A 22,015-nucleotide genomic window follows, 5' to 3' on the forward strand; every position below is an offset into this window, starting at 1 on the left:
TTCGCACTATCCCATCTAAAAAAAATCAGAGCCACACCATAATACTTGGTATTGACTCTGATGAATGTTTATCAAGTTAACTGCAAATTAGCCAACAGTCAAATTAACGCGGACAATCATATCGTTAAAGTCCTTGTCACCATGTTGCATATCCTCAAAGGCAAAGACGTTATTTCCTAACATGGTAATGTTATCGATTCCTCCGGGATTAGCACCTAAGAATGGGAAGAAAACAGGGCTATTCATATCTCCTGGTCTACCATCAGCAATAATAAATGGTGCTAACAACGAGCCAGCCTCTAAAGTCGCCGTGTAAGTGCTTGTCCGGCGGTTATTGGTTGTGAGGTCAAGACCTGGAACACGCGCACTCACAGCAGCTTGGGCATAACCCGCTTCTCCAGGGAGAATGTCTGCGTTACCATCGCCGTTGATGTCGATACCGCCATTTTCATCCGTGACTCGGTAGAAACTGACGTAGTTGTTTAAGGCTGCATCTCGGTTGACTATAAATTCCCCTTGCACTGATTGGGTAATTCCTCGTAAATCAATTAACTCAGATTGTGCGCCACTTTGCACAGCAGCACCTAAAGGTAATGGTTGGTCAGTAGCCTGAATCTTCACCTCAAAATCCTGGTAAGTTTCGCTTCTCAACGGTTTAACCTTCCAAGCTAGAGAAAATTCATCGTTGCCTAAATCAGTAATTCTTTGAGTGGAAGCATCCGCAAATAATACATCTGTGATGGGGACGACTCCAGCCTGGACTTCATCGGTTGTGCCATTTGGTACTACATAAAATCTCAGGTTATCCCCAGAGTTGAATTGTACTAACCGGGTGATGCTATCTCGACTAAAGCCAGTAGGTAATCTATGGACAGTAGAGAAAATTGCTTGCGCCCGTTCTAATGCAGCTTCGGCATAACCTGCTTCCCCTGGAGCAATACCGTTGATTGTACCTTCAGCATCATCCACTGTAAATACACCCAGTTCATTCTCCTGAGTTGGTCTGGTTCTGGTGAGACTAACTTGGAGTTGTACTGTGTCACTGCTACCGCGAATCGTAAAGGTATCGCTGCCAGAATTATTTACCAGTGGCACAAAATCGTTGTCGGCAATGGTGACTGTGGCTGTGTTGATATCAAGAACGTATTCAGCTTGGTCTACTAAACTGAGGATAACTGTTTCATCACCTTCAACTAAGTTATCATCTACGGGAATTACTGTCACATCTACAAAGGTTTGACCGGCGGCGATAGTAGCTGTACCACTGAGACTGTTGTAATCTACACCATTAGTAGCAGTACCATCAACACTATAGTTAATGGTTAGGGATTTGCTGGTGTTACCCACACGGGAGATACGGAATACTCCTGGTTGATTACCTGTTTCTGCGGCATCGGGAGCTGTGGCGACTATACTAACTACGGGAGTGGCTAAATTAAGAGGCTTGTCTAAACCTAAGAGAATGATTTCGTTGTTGTCTATGCTAGGTGGTCTGCCTACTGAGAAGGGATAATTATTATCGTTAGCTAGTAGGAGTGTGTTCTCATCAATTACAACGACGGCTTCAATGGTGACAAAGGGGAAGGTAAATTTAGTATCACCGTCTCCATTTAAATCATTGGGGTCACTAATGTTGAGTAAATCAACGATTTCTTCTTTGAGTACAAAGCCATTGGCATCTGTTTGAGATAAATCAATCTTGAATATCTTCTTGAACTGGGCAGATGCACCTTGATTATTATCCCGTTCAATTACCAGAAATTCATTTTCATTGATGACCGTTAATGCACCGATCGCATGATTGGGTTGTTCCATCCGGTAGTAGCCAGCTAAACCCTGGTACTGTTTGGATTCGACATCAAATTCATAGATGCGTAAGGAATTAGCCGGATCACCCAAAACAGTACCTTCTAACATGGGATAGATGGTTTTCTTGTCCAGGCTGATAGCCATGCCTTCAAAACCGCGAGAACCTGCCAAGTTAGAGAAAACAGGATCGCCGATGATTTGTTGTAGGACTAAGCTATTTGTACCAGGGAAATCACTGAAGAAACCATCAACGCCTAAGTCTATAAACTGTTGATATTCTAGTTTCGGGTCGCCGTTGTAGTCTGGTGCGAGGAAAATACCTTCATCACGGAAGGTGTAGGGGTGTAAAATTAACCCGACTGCATGGGCATCTTGTACTAAGGTAGTGGGTGCTTGGAGAACTCCACCTGCACCAGCTGGGACAATTAAGCGTTTGTTGGGGCCAATACCTGCGGCGTAGGTAGCAATTATAGCTAATTCTGTGGGCTGGGTAAGGTTGCCGTAGGTGCGGGGGTCACCACTGACTATAAAGTCATAAGGTCTACCATTAGCACCACCCATTAGTTGAACTAGGGGAATGTCAATGCCGGCGGCTGGCATGATCGACTCTTTTAGTTCCTGGAGATTGCCTACCTCGAAGGACTGAATAAATGTCCGGCTGGGGTCAGTGAAGTTTTCGGCTACTAAGGTATCAACAATCATCTGACCTAGATTCATGTTGATGGGTGAACCATCTAACAGTGTGCCTTCTGAAGCAAAGAAGGTGGGATGTTTGGTTTCAGGATAAATGCCAATTTTGCGCCCGGTTTCGGCTTCTACCTGTTTCACCAAATCAATGATTTCTTGCAGGGTGGGAACTTTCAACCCATCATTATCAAAGTTGGTTCCCCGTAAATCTGGTATACGTTCAATGGAATTGAGGGTTTTAATTTCTGCTAGGGTCAAATCTTCGCTAAACCAACCCCTGATAGTGCGACCATCAATAACTTTGGTAGTGAAACGGTCTGCAAATTCTGGACGTTCGTTAACATCAGTACTGGTGTCAGTTCGATTCACTGAACCATCATCATTGAGGATGGCTAAGGCATTTTCATGACGGGCGATTAGGTATCCGTCTTTCGTAGCTACTAAGTCAGGTTCAATGAAATTAGCCCCATCAGCGATCGCCAATTTGTATGCTTCTAGAGTATGTTCTGGACGTGAACCACTAGCCCCCCGGTGTCCAATTACCAAAGGTGCAGAACCATCTAAGGTGGCAAACTCAGGGGGAATTAAAGCAGGGTTATCAGGAGAGATGACAAACTGCCCAGTTAATTGATCACGGACGCGATCGCCTGTTCCTGGAAAGTCTGTAAAGTAGCCATCGACACCCAAACCGATGAATTGTCTGTATTCTAGTTCTGGATTGCCGTTGTAGTCAGCAGCCAGGAAAGGTCCTTCATTGCGGAAGGTATAAGGATGTACCAGCAACCCTGCGGTGTGGGCATCTTTGACTAAGGTTGTGGGTGCTGTGAGGGTTTTATCAGCATCGTTAACAACGCCATCACCGTTGACATCATCGGCTAGACCGTCACCATTTAAATCCACACCCTGAACCGAGATAATCATCCGTTTCCAGGGTCCAATACCAGAGGCGTAGGTGGCAATTTCTTGTAAACCGTCTGCTGTCCGTAGGTCGGCATAGGTGCGGGGGTCGCCACTAACTACGAAATCGTAAGGGCGAGTTTCAATCAGTGAACCATCAAGATTGATATCAATGGCATCGAATAACTGAACCAAAGGTATATTAGTTAGTTGACTCAGTTCCTTGAGATTGCCGACTTCAAAGGATTGGATATAAATCCGACTGGGGTCAGTGAAACCAGTTGCTTCTAGAGTTGCTAACAGGGGTTCTTCCAGAGACAAACCCAAATCATCGTGGAAAGTCGGATGCTTGGTTTCTGGGTAAATGCCGATTTTCTTACCTGTATCAGCTTCTATCTGCTGAACTAACTCAATGATTTCCGCTAAAGTAGGAATTTCGTAGAGACCGTTAAACACTTGAGGGCGGAAACCTTGGGGCATAATTGCCCGTAGGGTCTTGATTTCCGCTAGGGTGAAGTCAGAAGCAAAGAAACCTTCTTCGGCAACGCCATCGACTATTTTAGTGGTGAGGCGATCGCTAAATTCTGGACGTGAGGCCACATCAGTAGTAGCAATTAAATTAGGTTCGTGCCGGGCAATCAGTACCCCATCCTGCGTAGAAACTAGGTCAGGCTCAATAAAATCAGCACCTCGTTCAATTGCCAATTTGTAAGCGCCCAAAGTATGCTCTGGTAATTCCCCACTGGCTCCCCGGTGTCCAATCACAATCGGTGGTTGACCATCCAGAGTATTTAAACTGACAAAATTCGGTGTATCAATGGGAGCCTCTATCAGCTTACCACTGGCATCGAAATGTAACAGATAAGGGCCAAATTCCTCACCAATCCAGAAAGTCCCATCTTTTGCAACTACCAAAGACTCAGGATCGAAATCTGAACCGGTTAATAAACGCTCAGTAGTATTTTCATTGACAATCTGGAAGGGAATTTTATTGTCAGGGTCGGATAGTTGCACAAAATCCAAAACATTGACGCTACCATCACCGCCCTCTGTACCCCGGAAACTGGGGTCAACGCGATAAATCCGCAATAAATAATCAGGACTATTAGCCTTGTTCCCAAACCCATTATCAGACAGAAACCAGAAGGAATTATCATCAGCAACTTGGACAGCACTAAATCCTTGAATCGGCTGCTGGGCAAAAGGTACATCACGTCCGTTGGTATTACCTGTAATGGCATTTCCCGATGCTGGCCCTTCGGCAAAGGTATCAGCCGGGAGAGAAGCAAAACCGAGGAGTGTAACTTGGGGTGTACTTGTCAAGTTATTGGGTAACTCCAGAATCCCCAGTCTTGCAGGAGTAGGCCCAGCTACACCAAAATCGTTATCATTCAATAAGGCTAGAGTATTGGGTGCTACCAATGCCAGACCTTCTAATTTTTCCACCCCGGTGTAACCCAACTGCGCTGCATTGGCAATGAGGTTCTTAGTTACAGGGGTAATATTGGCAGCAGCTAACTCAGCCGGGGAAAGTTGTTCAATAGTCTTACCATCTGGCAAAGTCAAGTTAGCCGAGTTATGAATATTGGTCGCTGCGGCTAAATTAATCTCGTAAATCAATTTGTTAGCATCTGCACCAGACCTATCATCTCGTTCAATCACCGCAAACTTGCCATTACCTAATGAAACAGCATCGCCAATTTTGTCTGTTCTGGCGTTACCACTACCTGTAATATCATCAAGCAGATATAGATATTCACCCGTGACAGTTTGGGAAATGACATCAAATTCCAAAATTCTTAAATTCTGAGAATTTCTGGAGGTGGCATCATTGGTGACATCAGGATTATCAATGGGACTTTGAATAAAGGCGTAAAGTTTACTACCTTCCAATGCCACAGCTTCAAAACCCCGGTTATTGCGGCGTTGGGCATAAACTTCTGGTAATACCTCAGTGCCGAAAGTGCCGACTGGTTGGTCTGGGTCGGTTGCTGTAGCAGTGCCTTGGGGGATAAAGCGATCAATGAGTTTACCGTTGCTGTCAAAGTGGTAAATCGCCGGACGATATTCATCCACCATCCAATAGTCACCATTTGGGGCGACGACAATTCCCTCTAAGTCAGCACCGAAAGGATCATTAGGTAGGGGATTATTGTCTAAATCCACAGCAATTTCATCGGTGTACGCCAGACCACCAGCCCCAGCTTGTAAGTTAGGCAATCCAGTTAATGGAGTTGTACCATCTTCGCGAAATAGCCCAATGCGTTTGGTAATGGTAATTTCCCCTGTGGACTGATTGAGTTCAAAGCTGATAACTTCTGGTTGGAAATCGGGTAATAAAAATGGTCTGTTGAAACCGGTGGGTTCGCCATTGGGACCACGGTCTGTGTGGGTGACAAACTTCAGGTTGCCATTGGCAGCAACTCCTTGGAAATACAGCCCTGAGAAACCACCAAGGAGAATATCTTCTCCGACGCTGGTTGTGCCTAATGTGGGTAGGTCTTGAAAGTCGTAGTTGGTAAGTCTGGGTTGTGCCATAGGATTACGGGGATTGTAAGTAGTGGTGTCAATATTGAGTGGATTGGGGAAAGCATGAGCAATGTTTTCCCAAGGGACAAACTTAAAGTTGCTATTGACGTTTTCTAGTTCGCCATCATCTTCAACTAATTTGGCAGGGTCGTTATTACCATCCTGGGTAACAAACAAACCGTATGGGAAGTTAGCGCCCAAGGGGACGTTAATCACATCTGCGCCGTCTGACTCTTGCACGCTGTCAATTGCGCCATTGCTACCAACGGCAAAGCGTCCCAAGTATTCGTTGTTACCTTGGCGGTTATAGATAGCAAAGGTGTTGTCTCCTTGACTGGATGCTAGTAGATAGCCTGTGCCGTTAGCACCGTAGTAAATCGTCAGTCCTTCCACATCGGGGGTAAGATTGCTACCACCTAATTCTTTAACCTGATCAATGAGTTTGCCAGTTGTGCCACCATTGGGTTCGGCTTGGAATTTCCAGATGCCGACATTTTCTTGACCGATGTAGAGGAAGCCTGTTTCTTGGTCTGCCACCATACCCTCAGTTTGGGGGTCAAATCCTGCTGTGGTGGGTATAGTGAACTCTCTAACTCGTTCTACCCCAATTTTGCCGTTACCTGTATCAATCAGTTTGTACTGGGCGACATCTCCAGTTTGGCGGCGATTGGCGAAGACGTAGTAATCATTGCTAATGGGACTGCGGTAAACAGCGATACCGTAAGCACCACGAGCCGATACAGAATAAGGGGGGTTGAAAGGTGTTTCTTGGAAGAGAGTACCAACGCTGCTATCTGTGACGACTTCTAAGTATTCACCCGGTGTTGTGGGATTGGGGTTAATCTTAAAGAATACTAGCGTATCATTTTGGCGATCGCTCGCTACGGCAATATCTACAGACTCACCACCTAAATTAAAACCGTATTGCAAATCAACGTTGTTGTAGCGAATCCCACCAGGGTTAACTGTCTGCAATAAATTACCAGACAAGTCATAAACCCGTAGTCCCCCATTTTTCACTGCTGCCAAAATTAGACTATCAGCCGAGTTGTTGGCATTGACATAAATAGCCGGATCATCAGCATCAGAACGCTGACTGACAGGTAAACTGGGATCATCCAACAAATCGGGACGAGTTTCAACTCTAGGTGCAGCAGTAGGGATGAGGTCTGCACTTAAAGTCACAACTTGGGTAAATTGCGCCGGATTGAAATTATCATCACTCACCAACACAATAGACTGACGACCATCCGGGAGAGTAGGGCCAAAGGCTAAACCTTCGATGTTATCTAGTCCAGTCTCTAGATTTAAATCATCCAGATTCACCAGCAAGCGTTTTTGTGCAGGTTGAATAGCTGCTAATTCCTCTGGACTTAAATCATTCAAAGCATTGTAGAAGCTAATATCAGTTGCACCTTGCAGACTAACTTCATAGATTTTGATAGTGAAACCAACACCCAGAGAAAAAGAGCGTTCTAATGCCAACAAAGTACCACGGTTATCAATAGCCAGTAAATCCACTAAACCATTATCACTAAAGCCCGTGGTTGGTATTGGTTCTGTCGCCACCGGGTCAGTAATATAGAGATATTCCTTCTCTGGCTGTCCTGAAAGCAAGTTGTATTGCAAAATTCGGGAAGGACTACTACTAGTAACTGAAGCCCTAGCACCATCTTGAATTAAAGCATTTTCGGTAGCGGTGTAGAGAGTCTTTTGGTCTGGTGTAATAGTCAGACTTTCAAAAGCTAAATTATTCCGCACCCCAGAAATTTGCGTATCACCAGCATCGATAATGCCGTTACCATTGGTATCTTCTATAACTGGTAAAAATTTACTGGGAACTGGTAAAGAGCGAATTTTCTCCCCTGTGAAAGAAAACTCCTTAATAAAGGGGTCAGTAATTCGACTTGCATTGATATTGACCTCACCCTCAGAAGAAACAAAAATTGTCCCATCCTGACTCAAAGCAATACCTTCAGGGTCAACACTCAAGGCTGCAAAGAAATTACCTTCAGCATCTCGTAAAGGAGTGACATTAGTAAATGTCACCGCAGATGTGGCTGTGTCAAGAGTAAAGGTATAGAAACGCGCTGGTCCATTTTGCGAGCGGTCATCTGAGATAGAGTAGTAAAGATTATTCGCAGCATCGTAGGTAACACCAGACAAACCACCCATTGGGATAGTTACACCATTCACCGTTCCCGCATCAAGAGGAACAAAGCCAGTGGTAAAGGTAGTTTGTCCCTCAAATCTCACATCTCTTAAGGTTTTACCGCCTTCAGTTGCACCAGCCTGCACATCTACCCACACTAAACGATGGTCAGAACTGGGGAAAGGAAAAGTCCCCACTAAGGAGAAATTTGGATCTGTATTCAGAGGCCAATATACTGCTGAGTCCTGAATTTGCAAATCAGAGGAAGGTAGTACATAATCAGCCCGCACGTTTCCAGGAGTCGTATCAGCAAAGTCTGCGGTGTCAAAAGCTGGATTACCTTTGTGATTGAGGTTAGCACCACCTTGTAAATCTGATTGTTGAATACCACCCAGACTACTGGGGATAAAATTAGTATTAATCCCAGGGTTGTGTAATAGTTGCAAAATGGCATTATCAAAACTATCCCCATCAAAAGGGTCGGCGTTTTGGTCGCCCATAATCACAAAGCGAGAACCAGGATTTAAACCACCCAAATTACCCTGGTCATCGTAGATATAGTCACCTTTTCCAGGGCTGATATAATCTGACCACAGGCGAATTTCATCATGGTTGCGTTTACCGTTGCGGTCTTCCGTCCCATCAAAGACAGGGGGTGTGGGATGACTAGCTAAAACGTGAATGATTTCGCCGTTGACTTGAATTGGGACATCCCAATGACTTTTAGAGGAGAGACGCAAAACCGCTTGTTCCTCGGCTGAATACCAAGGAGTGTCAGAATCAGGAAGGGCAATAGTTGATAGTAAAGAATCCGGCATATCCTGCCAGAGAAAGTTTTGGAAGGTGCGGACATTAGCAGTGTCAATAGGATATTTAGATAGTAACAACATCCCAAATTGACCAGGGTAATTTCCAAAGCCAAAAGCATCATCACCATATCCCGGTGCGCCTGGGGTTGTAACTACTGTGCCGTTGTTGTTTAAATCAAACCCTGAAGGAATACCTGTGTTAGAGGGTGCAATAAAAAAGTAAGGATACTCAACAGGGGTTGCACCGTTTTGACTGACAGCTAGATAATTTTGCAGAAATAATTCAACAGATGCTGTGGGATTCTCTGCAAAGTAATCAAACTCATTAATCAGTAGCACATCCGGGTTATTGCGCTGAATAATTTCGGCAACAGTTTGAGCTTGAGGATTATTAGGAGTAGATAAATCGCTGACTAATTCCCCATCCGCGTTGCGGTTTAAGGAAGCATTGAACTGAGAAAAGCGAACCGTACTGGTAGATACCATTATTTTAGTCCTGAAGTAAAACTTGCGATCGCGTTGGTTCACAAAAAAAGTAACTGCAACCGCTAGATCAAAATCACCCCCGGTTGCAGTTAACAACTAAAACTGGCTCTTAGCTTCTATTGATTAGAGAGGGAATAACATTTCCAGAGTTACTCAAGGATGGGAAAAGGGCATCACTACTGAAAGGATCGCCGTTAACTTGTGGAATATTCTGGTTACTACCTTGCACGAACAGATCAGAATTGTCCGCAGAGATAATACTGCTGCTATTTAACAAGGGGCTGTTGATTCTGCCAATGCCGATATTTGGTCCAATGATTGGTCGGCGAATCAGACGGTCGATGAGATCATTCAGGAAATTGTCGATCAAATCTCTGATTAAAGGAGGTCGAGGAGGAGTAGGAGGGCTAGGAGGGCTAGGAGGGCTAGGAGGAGTAGGAGGGCTAGGAGGAGTAGGAGGAGTAGGAGGACCAGGAGGAATTACATCATCAACGCTGCTTAAATTCAACCCGATAATTACTGGGTCATGGTCAGAAGAACGGAAAGCATTAGGACTGTATAAACTTTCTACCTGTCCTGGGGATTTAAAGTTAGTGTTGTAGTCTAAAACGTTGGGTTCATCGGCGTTGATGTGCCATTTGGCAGCACCAGTAATTTGCTCTGCTAAACTTTCATTAGCTAGGGCATGATCTAAGGAACCCCATTGACCGTTAAACACAAAGGAATAACTGCTATTGGATACTAGGTTTTGATATCCAGCTGTTTCCAAAACTCTAATGGGGTCTTCTTTGGCGTAGGCGTTGATGTCTCCCATAATTAGGTAATCAGGGTCATTGATACCTGTGGGATTAGTGGCTAACCAGGCGATTAAGTCTTGAGAAGCACGAGTTCGATTCCCATTAGAAAAACCTTGACCATCGCCGATGTCCGCATCACCGGGACCGCCAGCACTGGAACCTTTGGATTTAAAGTGGTTGACTACGGCGGTAAATTCTTCACCACTAGAGTTTTCTTGGAATGTCTGCGCTAGGGGTTTGCGGTTATTGTCGTCAAATGCTCCTTGACCAAAACCATCGGGAACTGTAGCAGCTATACCAACAGGGGTAACGCTACCGGGTTTGTAGATAAAACCTACTGCGATCGCATCACTACCCAATTGGGGCCAACCTGGATCAATTAAAGCATAAGTCCCCGCCCCAGCCACAGCATTCAAGCCGTTAACTAAATCCTGAATTGCACTGTTAGGACCGTAACCATCATTTTCTATTTCGATTAATCCCAGGACATCTACATCCATACCCAGAATCGCTTGGATAATTTTATCCCGTTGGCGATTAAATTCAACTAAGTTATCAGCACCTCTGGCAGTGGGGAAACCGCCACCTAAACCGTCGCCGTTAAAGTAGTTAAGGACGTTGAAGCTGGCAACTTTCAATCTACCACCCACATCTGGCGCTGTCTCTGGACGTAAATTACTGGCTATAAAGTCAATGGGATCTACAGGCTGAATCCGATAATCACCAAAACGGGCATCTAAGACACCAGACAGTCCCATCACTGTGTCACCACCGCGCAGAGTATTTGCTGCACTCAAAGGTTCACCACCGCGACCGTGAATAATGGGGTCGGGGTTTTGAATACCTTGGCCATCATCAAGAATAATTCGGCGTAAGGCGATCTCTTGTTGATAAGCGGCGTTACCACTAATACTGGGGGCGTTGAATTGGGTATATTGCTCTAATCTGCCATCGGTTCCCGGTTGGTTACTCGCACCATCTGAGGATAGGACAACTTCCCCAAATCGCCCTAACTGGAAATGTTCTGTCACCGTCATGGTTTGGGGTATATTTACCCGCATTCCCTCGAAGGCTTCCAGGTCGCCCATATTCACTAAGGGGAAGGTGAGAACTGTGGCTGTGGGTAAGGGGTTATCGGCACTGACTATAGTGACATCAGTGAGGTTTCTTAACTGGGTCAGGCTGCTAGTCATGCCATTACCAGTACCAGTAAATTCGCTCACTTGACCAGTAATTCGTACTTGGTCGCCAACTTTCACATCTACCCCGAAGTTGTCATCAAAGACAAAGATGCCTTCTGAGGTTAAAGGATTATTATCTGCATCTGCATCTTCTTCTTGGACGTAGAAACCACGGAGATTTTGAGTGTCACCTACAGCTTGGAAATCTCCTACTACAATGCCTTCGATGGTTTTAAATTCACCGATGAAATTAGCGATCGCACCAGTACCCTGAATCTCATGAATCTTGGTAATTTCAGTGACTACATTATTGTCTGTAATTGTCGCAATAATTGAGGGAATATTAATTCCTGCGTAACTACTATCGCTACTATTCGCCACATGGCTAATGTTGCTAAAATGAGTGCCTTCTACAACATCATCATTTACGGCAATCACTGTTACAGTTTGGGCAATATTCCAGTTTTCTGGTGTAAAAATGAGTGTATTGGGGGTAGTTGTAGACTGAGTATCTGTGTTAATAGCAACTGTGACATCTGCTGAAGGTTGAGTATTCAATACTAAGGTGTAAGTATCTGTTTCACCCCCCTCTGTGACATTGGTACTACCATCAGACTCAATTAAGGTGACACCGGGTAAGGCAGTTGTGGAAACCTGGACATTATCAATTGCCAAACCATGATCACCACCGGGGTTGTCTATATCTGTCCAACGTAACCAAATTTCTTCTCCAGGTGCTAGAGATAAACCTGTGAGGGTGTCAGAAATACTGACTCTGTTCTCGCTAACATTGCCATTTAAAGCACCTGCGGAACTAGTAGCAATTGGTCCAACAAAGTCCAGAGAATTAACATCAGTCCAACTACCAGAAGTCAGGTCAGTAGCACCAATTTGATAGGCAAAGTCTAGTTGATGCTGGGTAGTATTGCCTCCGTTGCGCCATTGTTCGCCAATGTAACTAACTCCCAAAGTGTTGATGGTATCGTTAGTATCGTTAAAGAACCGCGCTCCATAGAAAATAGTCCCGGTCCCACCAGAACCCACTGAACCCAAGGCTCTATCGGTGTCTGCTGCTAGACCAAAACTGTAGAGATTGCCACCGTTATTACTACCAGTACCAGCAACAATTGTGGCACGAGTCGCGTACCAACCGGGGATGGTTTCTGTATCTACCCAAGGTGAGTTACCAGAACTAATTAAGGTATCGAAGTCTTGGAAGTAAGGGTTACTCAGGGAAATTACACCTGGTGGGATAGTGCTAAATTCTGCTCCCAAGGTAATGACATCGCTGCGGAATTTCTGGAAGTTGTCTCGTGCTAAATCTTTGGAGGCTGTGCCGTTTTCGTACCAGACAGTATCACCGTTATCTATTAACACCTGAATTTGGCTAGTACCAGTCAGGGCATCAGGCACTTCCACAATGGTTTCAAAACTACCCCCGGTATTTAATGCTGTCAAATCTGCTGTCCGTAATACAGGAGCATCGGCGGCGTTACCATTCCAAGTGTAGAGGCGGAAGTCATTGGGCGGGATTCCTGTGTCACCACCTGTTGGCCCGGCAATAATAATGTACTGGTTATTACTATTACGCTCAATACTGCGAATGGCTCGACCGCCTAAGTCTAGGAAAATGGGAGCGTCGAAGGTTGCAGATCCGGTAGTACCGCCTGTGTTATTCAGAATGCTAGTAAAATTAGTTACTGGAATAATAAGGGCTTGGTTCCGGTCGGGGATGGGGAGAATGGGCGCACGAAAGGCAACGTAGGCTGTGTTACCATCGGGGGCAACTGTCAAACCTTCGATATTAAAACCGTTGGGAGCGGTGGGGGAAACACCATTAGCAGCACTGGCGGCTATTCCCAGAAAGCCAGCACCTAAACCATGACCGTTACTGTTATCCCAAGCAATCAGGTCATCTTCTAAAAATCTGTAGTATCCCTGGAAAGTCAGGGTAGCATTGGCTCCTGTGCCAGAAATTTCTGTGGCAAAAATCCGCTCGCGGTTGGGAGCATCCTGGTTGCTTGTATTGTTACCGTGGGAACCTATCCAGTAAATGATGTCGCCAATTCTGGTTGAGCCTTCAATGTCGATTTCGCTGGAACCGGATAAGCCCAACATGGAGGTGAAGTCAAAGGCGGCTAATGGTAAACCGGAGTTGTTGCGATCGTATAGCCGAATTGTTTGGTCTTCATCGTCAGCGACAAACATATAATTGGCATCAATGGCGATCGCAGTTGATGCGTCACTCGTACCTGTTAAAAAGCGGCTGGTGCTTGGTGTTGCTGTCCCGGCTGAGGCGGCATAGTTAATGATGTAAGAATTGCTGAGTGTACCGTCATTAACTGTCACCGTGATATTTGCCAAACCCACACCGACAGGATCAATCTTGAGATTGCGTGCTGCACCAGTGCCAGAAAGGGTGAGATTAGCATCAGGGACAACGGCCTGATTACTACTGGTGACTGTAACTGTCAGGTCGCCAAGGGGTGTATCAGGGTCACTCAAGGTGAAATCAATCCCCAATGTTTTTGCTGGGTCTGTAGGATCATTAATGACACCACTAATAGCACCAGCACCTGTAAGTGCTAGGGGAACAGCTAAGTTTTCTCCGTCTAGGAAATCAGTGGTGCTGGGATTAACTTCAATTCTGGGTGCGCCAACTGTTTCTACAGGGTTAGGAATGTAAGTCCCTGGGTTCCCAATAGCACCATCTATTGATTGGGAGGAATTTTGTCCATCGTTAATCGCTGAAAGCTGCCAATCGCTATTGATTTCAAAGGATGCAAGATTTTCTAAAGTTGTCCAGGCGCTAATCCCCTGGGTGCGAACTGTGCCGGGAAAGACTGTATCTCCGTAGGTGAGGCGATCAATCAGTTGGTTGTTGTTGTCGTACAGGTTAATCTCATCGGCGCGTCCCAAACCTGGACTGGAATTGCCGATAATTTTCACCGAGTCGCTGAGATTCCATGATGCACGGAATGCATCGGCTGTAGTCTCTGTTAAGATGACTGATTCTCCTGGCTGAACAATACCAAATCCACTGAGGTTAAATAAACCAGCAGTGCGCGCGCTGTCAGCAAAACTCCAACCAGTAAAGTCTACTGCTGTGGTGCCGAGGTTGGTAAATTCGACAAACTCCCCATTACCACCAGCATACATATACTCGGTGATTTGGATGTTGACGTTGGTGTTGGCGGGTGCGTCGTTGTCGGTAACGTTTACTGTGATGCCTGCGATCGCCACCCCATTATAATTAACATCGCTACTGCTGACATTATGAGCGATCGCACCTGTGTGTGTACCCTCAACTAAATCATCATCAACAGCAGCCACAGTCACAGTTTGGGCTACATTCCAGTTATCGGGAGTGAAAACCAAAGTTGGTGAATCGGTTGTCACCTGATCATCTACGGTGATCTCGATGGTGACATCGGCTGTGGGCTGAGTCTTTAAAACTATGATGTAGCTATCTGTAGCCCCACCTTCACTTACATCGGTGCTACCACCAGATTCTGTAATAACTATCCCAGGTATCGGTGTGATGTTGACGTTATAAAAGCCTGGATTACCAATATCACCACCAGTAGAAGCTAAAGAGTTTTGAGCATCACCGACAGTAGAAAGTATCCAATCAGGATTAATATTGATAGCATCTAGATTTGCTGGGTCAGTCCAGCCACTGATAGCCTGGGTGCGAATTGTCCCCGGAAAGGTTTGATCTCCATAAGTGAGGCGGTCTATCAGTTCACCATTTTGATCGTACAGATTAATTTCATCAGCCCGTCCCAGATTGCGGGTTAATTCCCCAATCACCTTGACTGAATCAGACAATCCCCAGGCTGCACGGAAATCTGCTGCACTAGCTTCTGCCAGGATAACTGATTCTCCAGGTTGGACAATGCCGAAAGCACTTAAATCAACAGTACCAGGAGTGCGACCACTATCATCGTAACTCCAGCCAGTGAAATCTACTGCGGTAGTCCCAAGGTTGGTAAACTCCATAAATTCATCATTAGCACCTTGGTACATAAACTCGGTGATTTGGATATTGGGGGCTGAATTACTATCACCAGCAACAGTTACAGCCGTAATCCAGTTTGATGAATCTAAAGGACCAGTATCATTTCTGACCCAATTATCTGTGTTAGCGATCGCCGCTAATAATTCTGCCTTAGTGCCTGTGGTGGGTCCGTTGTAATAACCATTATCGAAATTTCCGGCATAAAATGCTGTCCCGTCTTCTACAGCCAGACCTGGAGGAATATTACTAGTGTTCGTGCTATTGCTACCGCTTTCTAACCAGTTGGTTGCAGTGGCAAAATGTGCGCCGTAAATGAATGTGGGATCTGCTACCGTACCTGTGAAAATAAATATCTGGTCGCCGCCTGCTGCTAAATTTAAAGCAGATCCCGTAGCATTCCCTAAACTCCAAGTATTATCTACTAAACCGTTCCAGCGAATGACTGTCCCAGCAGCAACAGTTTCTGTGTGAGTCCAAGTTAAAGGGCCACCACCAGCCGCATCCAGGTGTTCACTTAAACGGAAACCATTATTCTGCCAAGATGAATCTGTAAAATTGATCAGGGTATCCGCAGGAATATCAACCAGAGTTACCCAAGCAAAATCATCGTTTCCATCGGCATTATAAGCTGCTAAAGCAATATCACCTTGTGTCAAAACCATAAATTCTTTCCCAGTTGTATACAGAAAAAATCAGAAAACATTCACAAAACCGACGCAAAAAGATTAAATCCCCAAACTACCTTTCCTTAACTCTTCTGACTCTCTGCGTCTCTGCGTGAACCAAATATTTTGATTCACCCAAGCGCGTCAGCCCTAATTACATCCCGGCGATACTCAAATTAACGCGGACAATCATGTCGTTGTAATCCAAGTCACCACCTCCTGGTAAATCTTCAAAGCCAAAAGTGTTGTCACCGAGTAAGCGGATATGATCAACCCCACCAGGATTTGCACCCAGATAAGGAACGTAAACTTCGCTGGTTTGACCGTTGAGAACCTGGTCTACAGTACCGTTGCTAATAATGAAAGGAGCAAAGATGTTTCCTCCGGTAAACTGTCCTGTAAAATTGGCAGTTCCTTGGTTGGCTACTCTCAAATCAATTCCCGCAACTCTCCCCCTCACTGCGGCCTGCACATAACCTGCTTGTCCAGGGAGAATGTCAGCATTACCATCACCATTGACATCAATACCGCCTTCGGGATTTACAACTTGATAAAATCCCACAAAGTTATCAAAAGCGGCTTCTCGATTCACTGTAAACTCTGCTTGCACTTGTAAACCGTCTAAACCCCGCAGGTCTATGAGTTCTCGTTCTTGCTGTCCTTGGAGTCTTGTACCCAAGGTTTTAGTTTCATTGGTGTTGGCGACGGTGACAATTAAGTTATTGAAGTTGGAGTTATTTTGTTGGTCACGCCAAGCAATTTGGAAATTACCGTTGTCTAAATCACTGACTTGTGCAGCATTACCGTTGTTCGTGCCAAAGAAGACGTTAGCATTGTCTCCGGCCAGGACAGCATCGGTTGTGGAATTTTCCACTAAGTAAAAGACTAAACGCGAATTGTTATTCAACCCTGTGAGGATGCGGGAAAGTTCGCTGGGGTCATAACCATTGGGATTATTGGCGATCGCCGAAAATACAACTTGTCCCCGGTTTAATGCTGCTTGCAGATATCCCTGTTCTCCTGGCGCAATCCCATTGACGCGGTTTTCTTGGTCATCAACCACAAACACACCAATTTCATTGACGCGATCGCTGTTAACTGCATCAATTGTCACCCTCAGATTGCCATTACTCTCAACAGTCAAACTATTATCAGCATTGCGACTGGTTTCACCGGCTGAGAGGTTAATAGTTCTGGGTTGATCTGGTCGGAAACCTTGATCAGCAATACTAAAACGGTTTTCCCCAAACACTGCTGTCATATACTCAGCAAAGGCATCCTGTTCTGAACCTGCGGGGGCAAAATCAAACACTCCCTGTGGCAAATCCAAAGGTGCATCTATCACACCATTGCCATTCACATCAGTAGTTTCACCCCGTAAATCTACCCGATTCGCTAAAGCGGCGTTATCTTGGACAAACTTGGGGAAAGGATAGCCATCACCACCTAAACCCGGTGCTGCTGCTGAAATTGCTGTCCCTGCCAAAAAGTTTAATGTCACCATGCGGAAGGTGCGATTAGCATCACCCACTAACTGACCATTTCGCACCACCACATCTAAAGGTGAACCATCTTCATTCACCACAGTTAAATCCTGGATGCGTTCCCCTGCTTGAGTGACATTACCGTTGTTATCAAAGGCGATCGCCCTTTGTGTCGGGTCAAAACTAAAGTTAATCCCACTGACTTGGGGAAACTGTCCCGGTGTCCGTCCTGGGGCTGTGGAGGCTACCCCATGTTCTAACAACAACTTTAATTGCTCGGCAGTCACAGTAATTAAACTGAGACTATTATTAAATCGCAGAGAATTTTCTACATCTAATTGCGAAATATCTCCAACTTCTTTATTTGGTGCTAAAGCACTAGGTTGAGTTGGTAATCTAGCCGCACCAGAGGCATCAACAGCACCACCAGAACCGTCAATTGCGCCGATATTATCCCGAATCCCACCACCATTTTTTAAAGAAATAACTACCGTGGGGTCAACTTGCTGTGCTTGCCATAAATTCGCATCTGCGGTTAAATTACCAAAGTTAGTTTCTCTAGTCCGGACATCATTCCGCGTACCATTGAGAAACACGCTGGCTTTACCAACAATCAAGTTATCCTTGCTAGCGATCACATTCCGAATACTCGTAGTGATATCTACTATTTTTTGATGTTCAGTATTGGCATCAGCAGTGGTAAATTCAGTAATATCACTGGCAGCATCAAAATCAATTAGACCATAAACCCGATCCACACCTGCCTGATTAGTAGCGTAAGCGCCATTAATCAAGGGGTCAAGAGAATCCAGTTCAATAATGCCATTTTCGTCAAAAGTTGCCACCAACCGCCCGACATACTGATAATTAGCCTCTGTATTCACCACTAAAATCGGTTGACTATCCGCCGCAGTTCTGACAATGGGGTAAATATCCCCTGCTGTGTCCCCAGCGCGCAAAATATCATTATCATCAGCCAAAATAGTGTGGGAACCACCTGCAACAATTACATCTACATCCCTCAGTCGGGGTGCAAGTTGGTCTACATCAATATCTAACTGCTGTAAGTGTGTGAGTAGGACAATTTTATTAATCCCCTGGGCTGTTAAAATCTCAACTTGGCTTTGAATAATTGCCGCTAAAGTTTCATAATCTACAGAGTTTTCCGGTGAAATACCCAACCGCCCAGGGCTAGAAATCACTGGTAATAAAGGTGTAGTCGCTCCCACAATCCCAATTACTTGGTCATCTTCTGTATCTAAAATGCCATCATTTCCCGGTAGGGTAATAACTGTACTTTTAGCAATTTTCTGGGTAATAGTGCTGGCTTCGGCTGTATCTTGATTTTCTGCTAAATCCGAGGATGCGATCGCACCATCAGGATTAGTTACCGGGTCAAATATCTCAGGACTAAAGTCTATATTGGCGCTGAGGTAAGGAAAATTAGTTCCCGGATTTCCCCCACCCACGCGGAGAATATCACGAACTTGTCTTACACCCAAATCAAACTCATGGTTCCCTAAAACAGAAGCCTGAATACCCAGAGCATTCAGAATACCAATATCACCCCGGCCAATCACCGGAGCTGAAGAAGCACCCAAACCGCCCACACCATTCAAGCTAGTATCACTAGAAGCATTCAAAAATACTCCCGGAATAAAATTATCCCCGGAAGAGAGAGTTAAAGTATTAGCTAGTACAGTTTCTGACACTCCAAAAGTATCTGTATCCGTATTAGTCCGCAAACGATTGATAACTGCCGAAAACTTGACCGCATCAGAAGTCTGAGGAGTAGTTCCAGCAGCATCAATGCCACCTTCAAAGTCCGAAGCATGAAGTATTTGGAGTGTAAATGTCATATTTCTGGGATATAAAACAACTTGAACCGCGAATATTTACTTAAGTCACCAAACCTCAAAATAAATCCGAGTATGCAATTGCCAGAAAAGCATACTTAGTCATTAGTATTAATTTGTCTATAATGCTCTCACGTTATATTACTTAGATTAAGAAATAGCTAGGATTAGGTTAAATTCAGAAATATTTGCACTGATTGGGGACTGGGGATTGGGTATTGGGGATTGGGTATTGGGGATTGGGTACTGAATACTGGCTACTGAATACTGGAAATTAGGTATTGAGAAGTAACAATTTTTCCCCCCTGCTCCCCTGCTTCTTCCCCCCACACTCCCCACACTTCCCACACTCCCCACTCACCGAAGACAGATATCAAACTCACCACAAGTGGTAATTAACTCTCCTCACTTCTCTTTCCCCTGAACGATGTTTATCATCTCCAGATTTTGCAGAATTTATACATTAGGTTCCGTTAAGGATGGAAAACAATGCGTACAATCAATATTGGTTTGACAGAAGAGCAGCGTCAAGGTGTGATGAATTTGTTGAATCAAGATTTAGCAGATGCCTACGTTTTAATCGTAAAAACCAAGAAGTACCATTGGGATGTTGTTGGCCCTCAATTCCGGAGTTTGCATGAACTGTGGGAAGAACAATACGAAAAGTTGACTGAAAACATTGATGCTTTAGCAGAAAGGATTCGCGCCTTGGGTGGTTTCCCAGTAGGTACAATGGAGGGATTTCTGAAGCTGGCTACCCTGAAAGAACATAGCGGTGAGGTTCCCTCAGCCACAGGAATGGTAGCTCAACTAGGAGAAGACCACGAGCTGGTAATTCGCAATTTGCGCGATCATGTCGATCAGTGCAGTGAAAAGTTTCATGATGAGGGAACTGCTGACTTTTTAACTGGACTGATGGAAGAGCATGAAGATATGGCTTGGATGTTGCGATCATTCATTGAAGGCGAATCTGTAGAACCTAGCGGTGTACAACCAGCTAAAGCAACTAAAACCCCTGTAGGTGTGTAGTCATAAACCCAGATAGGGAGTGGGGAGTAGGGAGTAGGGTAAAAGCTTTGAGGGGTCTAACTTTTATGATCAGTTTATGTCCTAACGTCCTTGTCCCCCCCCTCAAATCAAAGTCAATCTTCCTAGATTCGCTTATGCAATTTTTTTATTTCTCAAACAAATTTTAAGGAGTGTTCCAGTGTCAGAAGTTTATCAAGCAGAACGTACCATATCAGCCGTATTTAAAGAAGAAAAGCAAATTGATCAAGTGATTCGACGTTTGCTAGATAGGGGCGTACCTAGAGATCACATTTCCATTATGGGTAAAGACTTCCAATCAGAAACGCGCATTTCTGGTTTTATTACTAAGAAAGATGTGATTTTAGGAGGCTTAAGAACAGGAGCCATATTTGGTTCTTTGTTTGGTTCTTTTCTCAGTTTGCTGACTGGTGTGGGTGTGCTGTTCATTCCCTTTGTCGGACCCATTGTCGCAGCAGGTCCCATTGGTGCGTTGTTGCTAGGTGCTGCTAGTGGTGCGATCGCCGGTAGCGCTGGCGCTGGATTAGTATCGGCTTTAACGGCGTGGGGAATGCCTGAAGATCAAGCCACAATTTATCAAACACGCTTACAAGCTGGTGAGTTTATTTTAATGGCAGAAGTACCGAGCGATCGCCTGGGAGAATTTAAATTGCTGCTGGAAAGTTGTCGGGGTGAAGAAATTCACACAACTGATACCACATTTACCCATCCTTGTTCCGGCCCATGTAACAGCCCAGAGGATTTATCTGTTGAGGTTCGCTGTCATCTTTCTGAAGCTGCTCAACGGACATTTATGGATAAATATAACACCACCTTAGATCAGACAAGTGACGAGTTCGCATCCGAACAGGCAGCTTGGGAAGCTGTACGTCAGGAGTTTGACGAAGATGAAAACGGTGTTTGGTCAAAAGCTAAAGTGAATGTTTACTAGGGAGTAGGGAGTAGGGAGTAGGGAGTAGGGAGTAGGGAGTGGGGTGGAGCGAAAAAACACCATCAAAAAGGTTTTCCAGCCCTAAAAACCGAATTTAACTGTAAATCCAGTTCCCCTCCTCGCTTGCGGGGAGGGGTTAGGGTGGGGCTTCATAATACAAAAAATTATAGTTTGAATTGACATAACAAAACCCAAAATCATCTCTGCGGTGGATGACAAAATCTTAAATATACGCTGGATTCTCAGGCGGGATGTATCCCGTGATAGATAGAAAAACTAAATATTGAATGATAATCTATGTAATAGTTAATAAATGGGAGACTAATATGAGCATCGAAAAAAGAGTAGAAGCTACCGCCAAAAATATTGAAGGTAAGCTACAAGAAGTAGTGGGTGAAGTCACAGGGAACCCACAAGATAAAGCCGCAGGTAAGGCTAAACAGGATGAATCTAAAGTTATTCACACCACGGAAAATATTAAAGATAAAATCAAGGAAATTATAGACTAATTTAAAGTCTTATTCCTCATGATCTCCGTTATCACTCCACTTTTAGGTAAGAGTGGAGTAATTTGTGCTAAGAGGAGGTTGTTTGAAAAGTGATGATTGTATCAACAAATATTGTTTTACCCCTCCCTAACCCTCCCCTTGGAAAGGAGAGGGAA

General features: G+C 44.8%; 6 protein-coding genes. 3 read left to right on the forward strand and 3 right to left on the reverse strand.

Annotation, left to right across the window (positions count from 1 at the left end):
• Window positions 1-87: 87 nt before the first annotated feature.
• The 3 genes from ACM0OP_RS03570 to ACM0OP_RS03580 all read right to left on the reverse strand — a co-directional run bounded on the left by ACM0OP_RS03570 (window position 88) and on the right by ACM0OP_RS03580 (window position 19,376).
• Window positions 88-9,369, reverse strand: a complete 9,282-nt coding sequence (locus tag ACM0OP_RS03570) for a phytase (RefSeq protein ID WP_414527011.1) — start codon at window positions 9,367-9,369, stop codon at window positions 88-90.
• Window positions 9,370-9,478: 109 nt separating this feature from the next.
• Window positions 9,479-16,030, reverse strand: a complete 6,552-nt coding sequence (locus ACM0OP_RS03575; protein ID WP_414527012.1) for an ExeM/NucH family extracellular endonuclease — start codon at window positions 16,028-16,030, stop codon at window positions 9,479-9,481.
• Between the two features lie 157 nt (window positions 16,031-16,187).
• Window positions 16,188-19,376 carry a 5'-nucleotidase C-terminal domain-containing protein gene (locus ACM0OP_RS03580; RefSeq protein WP_414527014.1) on the reverse strand — a complete coding sequence of 1,063 codons (3,189 nt, stop codon included), beginning with the start codon at window positions 19,374-19,376 and terminating at the stop codon, window positions 16,188-16,190.
• A 486-nt stretch (window positions 19,377-19,862) separates the two neighbouring features.
• Between ACM0OP_RS03580 and ACM0OP_RS03585 the strand changes: the two genes are divergently transcribed.
• The 3 genes from ACM0OP_RS03585 (at window position 19,863) to ACM0OP_RS03595 (ending at window position 21,860) form a co-directional block, all read left to right on the forward strand.
• Window positions 19,863-20,402: a Dps family protein gene (locus tag ACM0OP_RS03585; RefSeq protein ID WP_414527015.1), complete on the forward strand. Its 540-nt coding sequence runs from the start codon at window positions 19,863-19,865 to the stop codon at window positions 20,400-20,402.
• Between the two features lie 178 nt (window positions 20,403-20,580).
• Window positions 20,581-21,351 carry a ChaB family protein gene (locus ACM0OP_RS03590; RefSeq protein ID WP_414527016.1) on the forward strand — a complete coding sequence of 257 codons (771 nt, stop codon included), beginning with the start codon at window positions 20,581-20,583 and terminating at the stop codon, window positions 21,349-21,351.
• A 326-nt stretch (window positions 21,352-21,677) separates the two neighbouring features.
• Window positions 21,678-21,860, forward strand: a complete 183-nt coding sequence (locus ACM0OP_RS03595; protein ID WP_414527017.1) for a CsbD family protein — start codon at window positions 21,678-21,680, stop codon at window positions 21,858-21,860.
• The last annotated feature ends 155 nt before the right edge of the window (window positions 21,861-22,015 follow it).

It is taken from the genome of Nodularia chucula CCY0103 (assembly GCF_963923915.1).
Taxonomy (GTDB): domain Bacteria; phylum Cyanobacteriota; class Cyanobacteriia; order Cyanobacteriales; family Nostocaceae; genus Nodularia; species Nodularia chucula.

Coding starts and splice junctions, on each gene's coding strand:
- ACM0OP_RS03570 (WP_414527011.1), bottom strand. CDS start 9,369: ATGGTATCTACCAGTACGGTTCGCTTTTCTCAGTTCAATGCTTCCTTA.
- ACM0OP_RS03575 (WP_414527012.1), bottom strand. CDS start 16,030: ATGGTTTTGACACAAGGTGATATTGCTTTAGCAGCTTATAATGCCGAT.
- ACM0OP_RS03580 (WP_414527014.1), bottom strand. CDS start 19,376: ATGACATTTACACTCCAAATACTTCATGCTTCGGACTTTGAAGGTGGC.
- ACM0OP_RS03585 (WP_414527015.1), top strand. CDS start 19,863: ATGCGTACAATCAATATTGGTTTGACAGAAGAGCAGCGTCAAGGTGTG.
- ACM0OP_RS03595 (WP_414527017.1), top strand. CDS start 21,678: ATGAGCATCGAAAAAAGAGTAGAAGCTACCGCCAAAAATATTGAAGGT.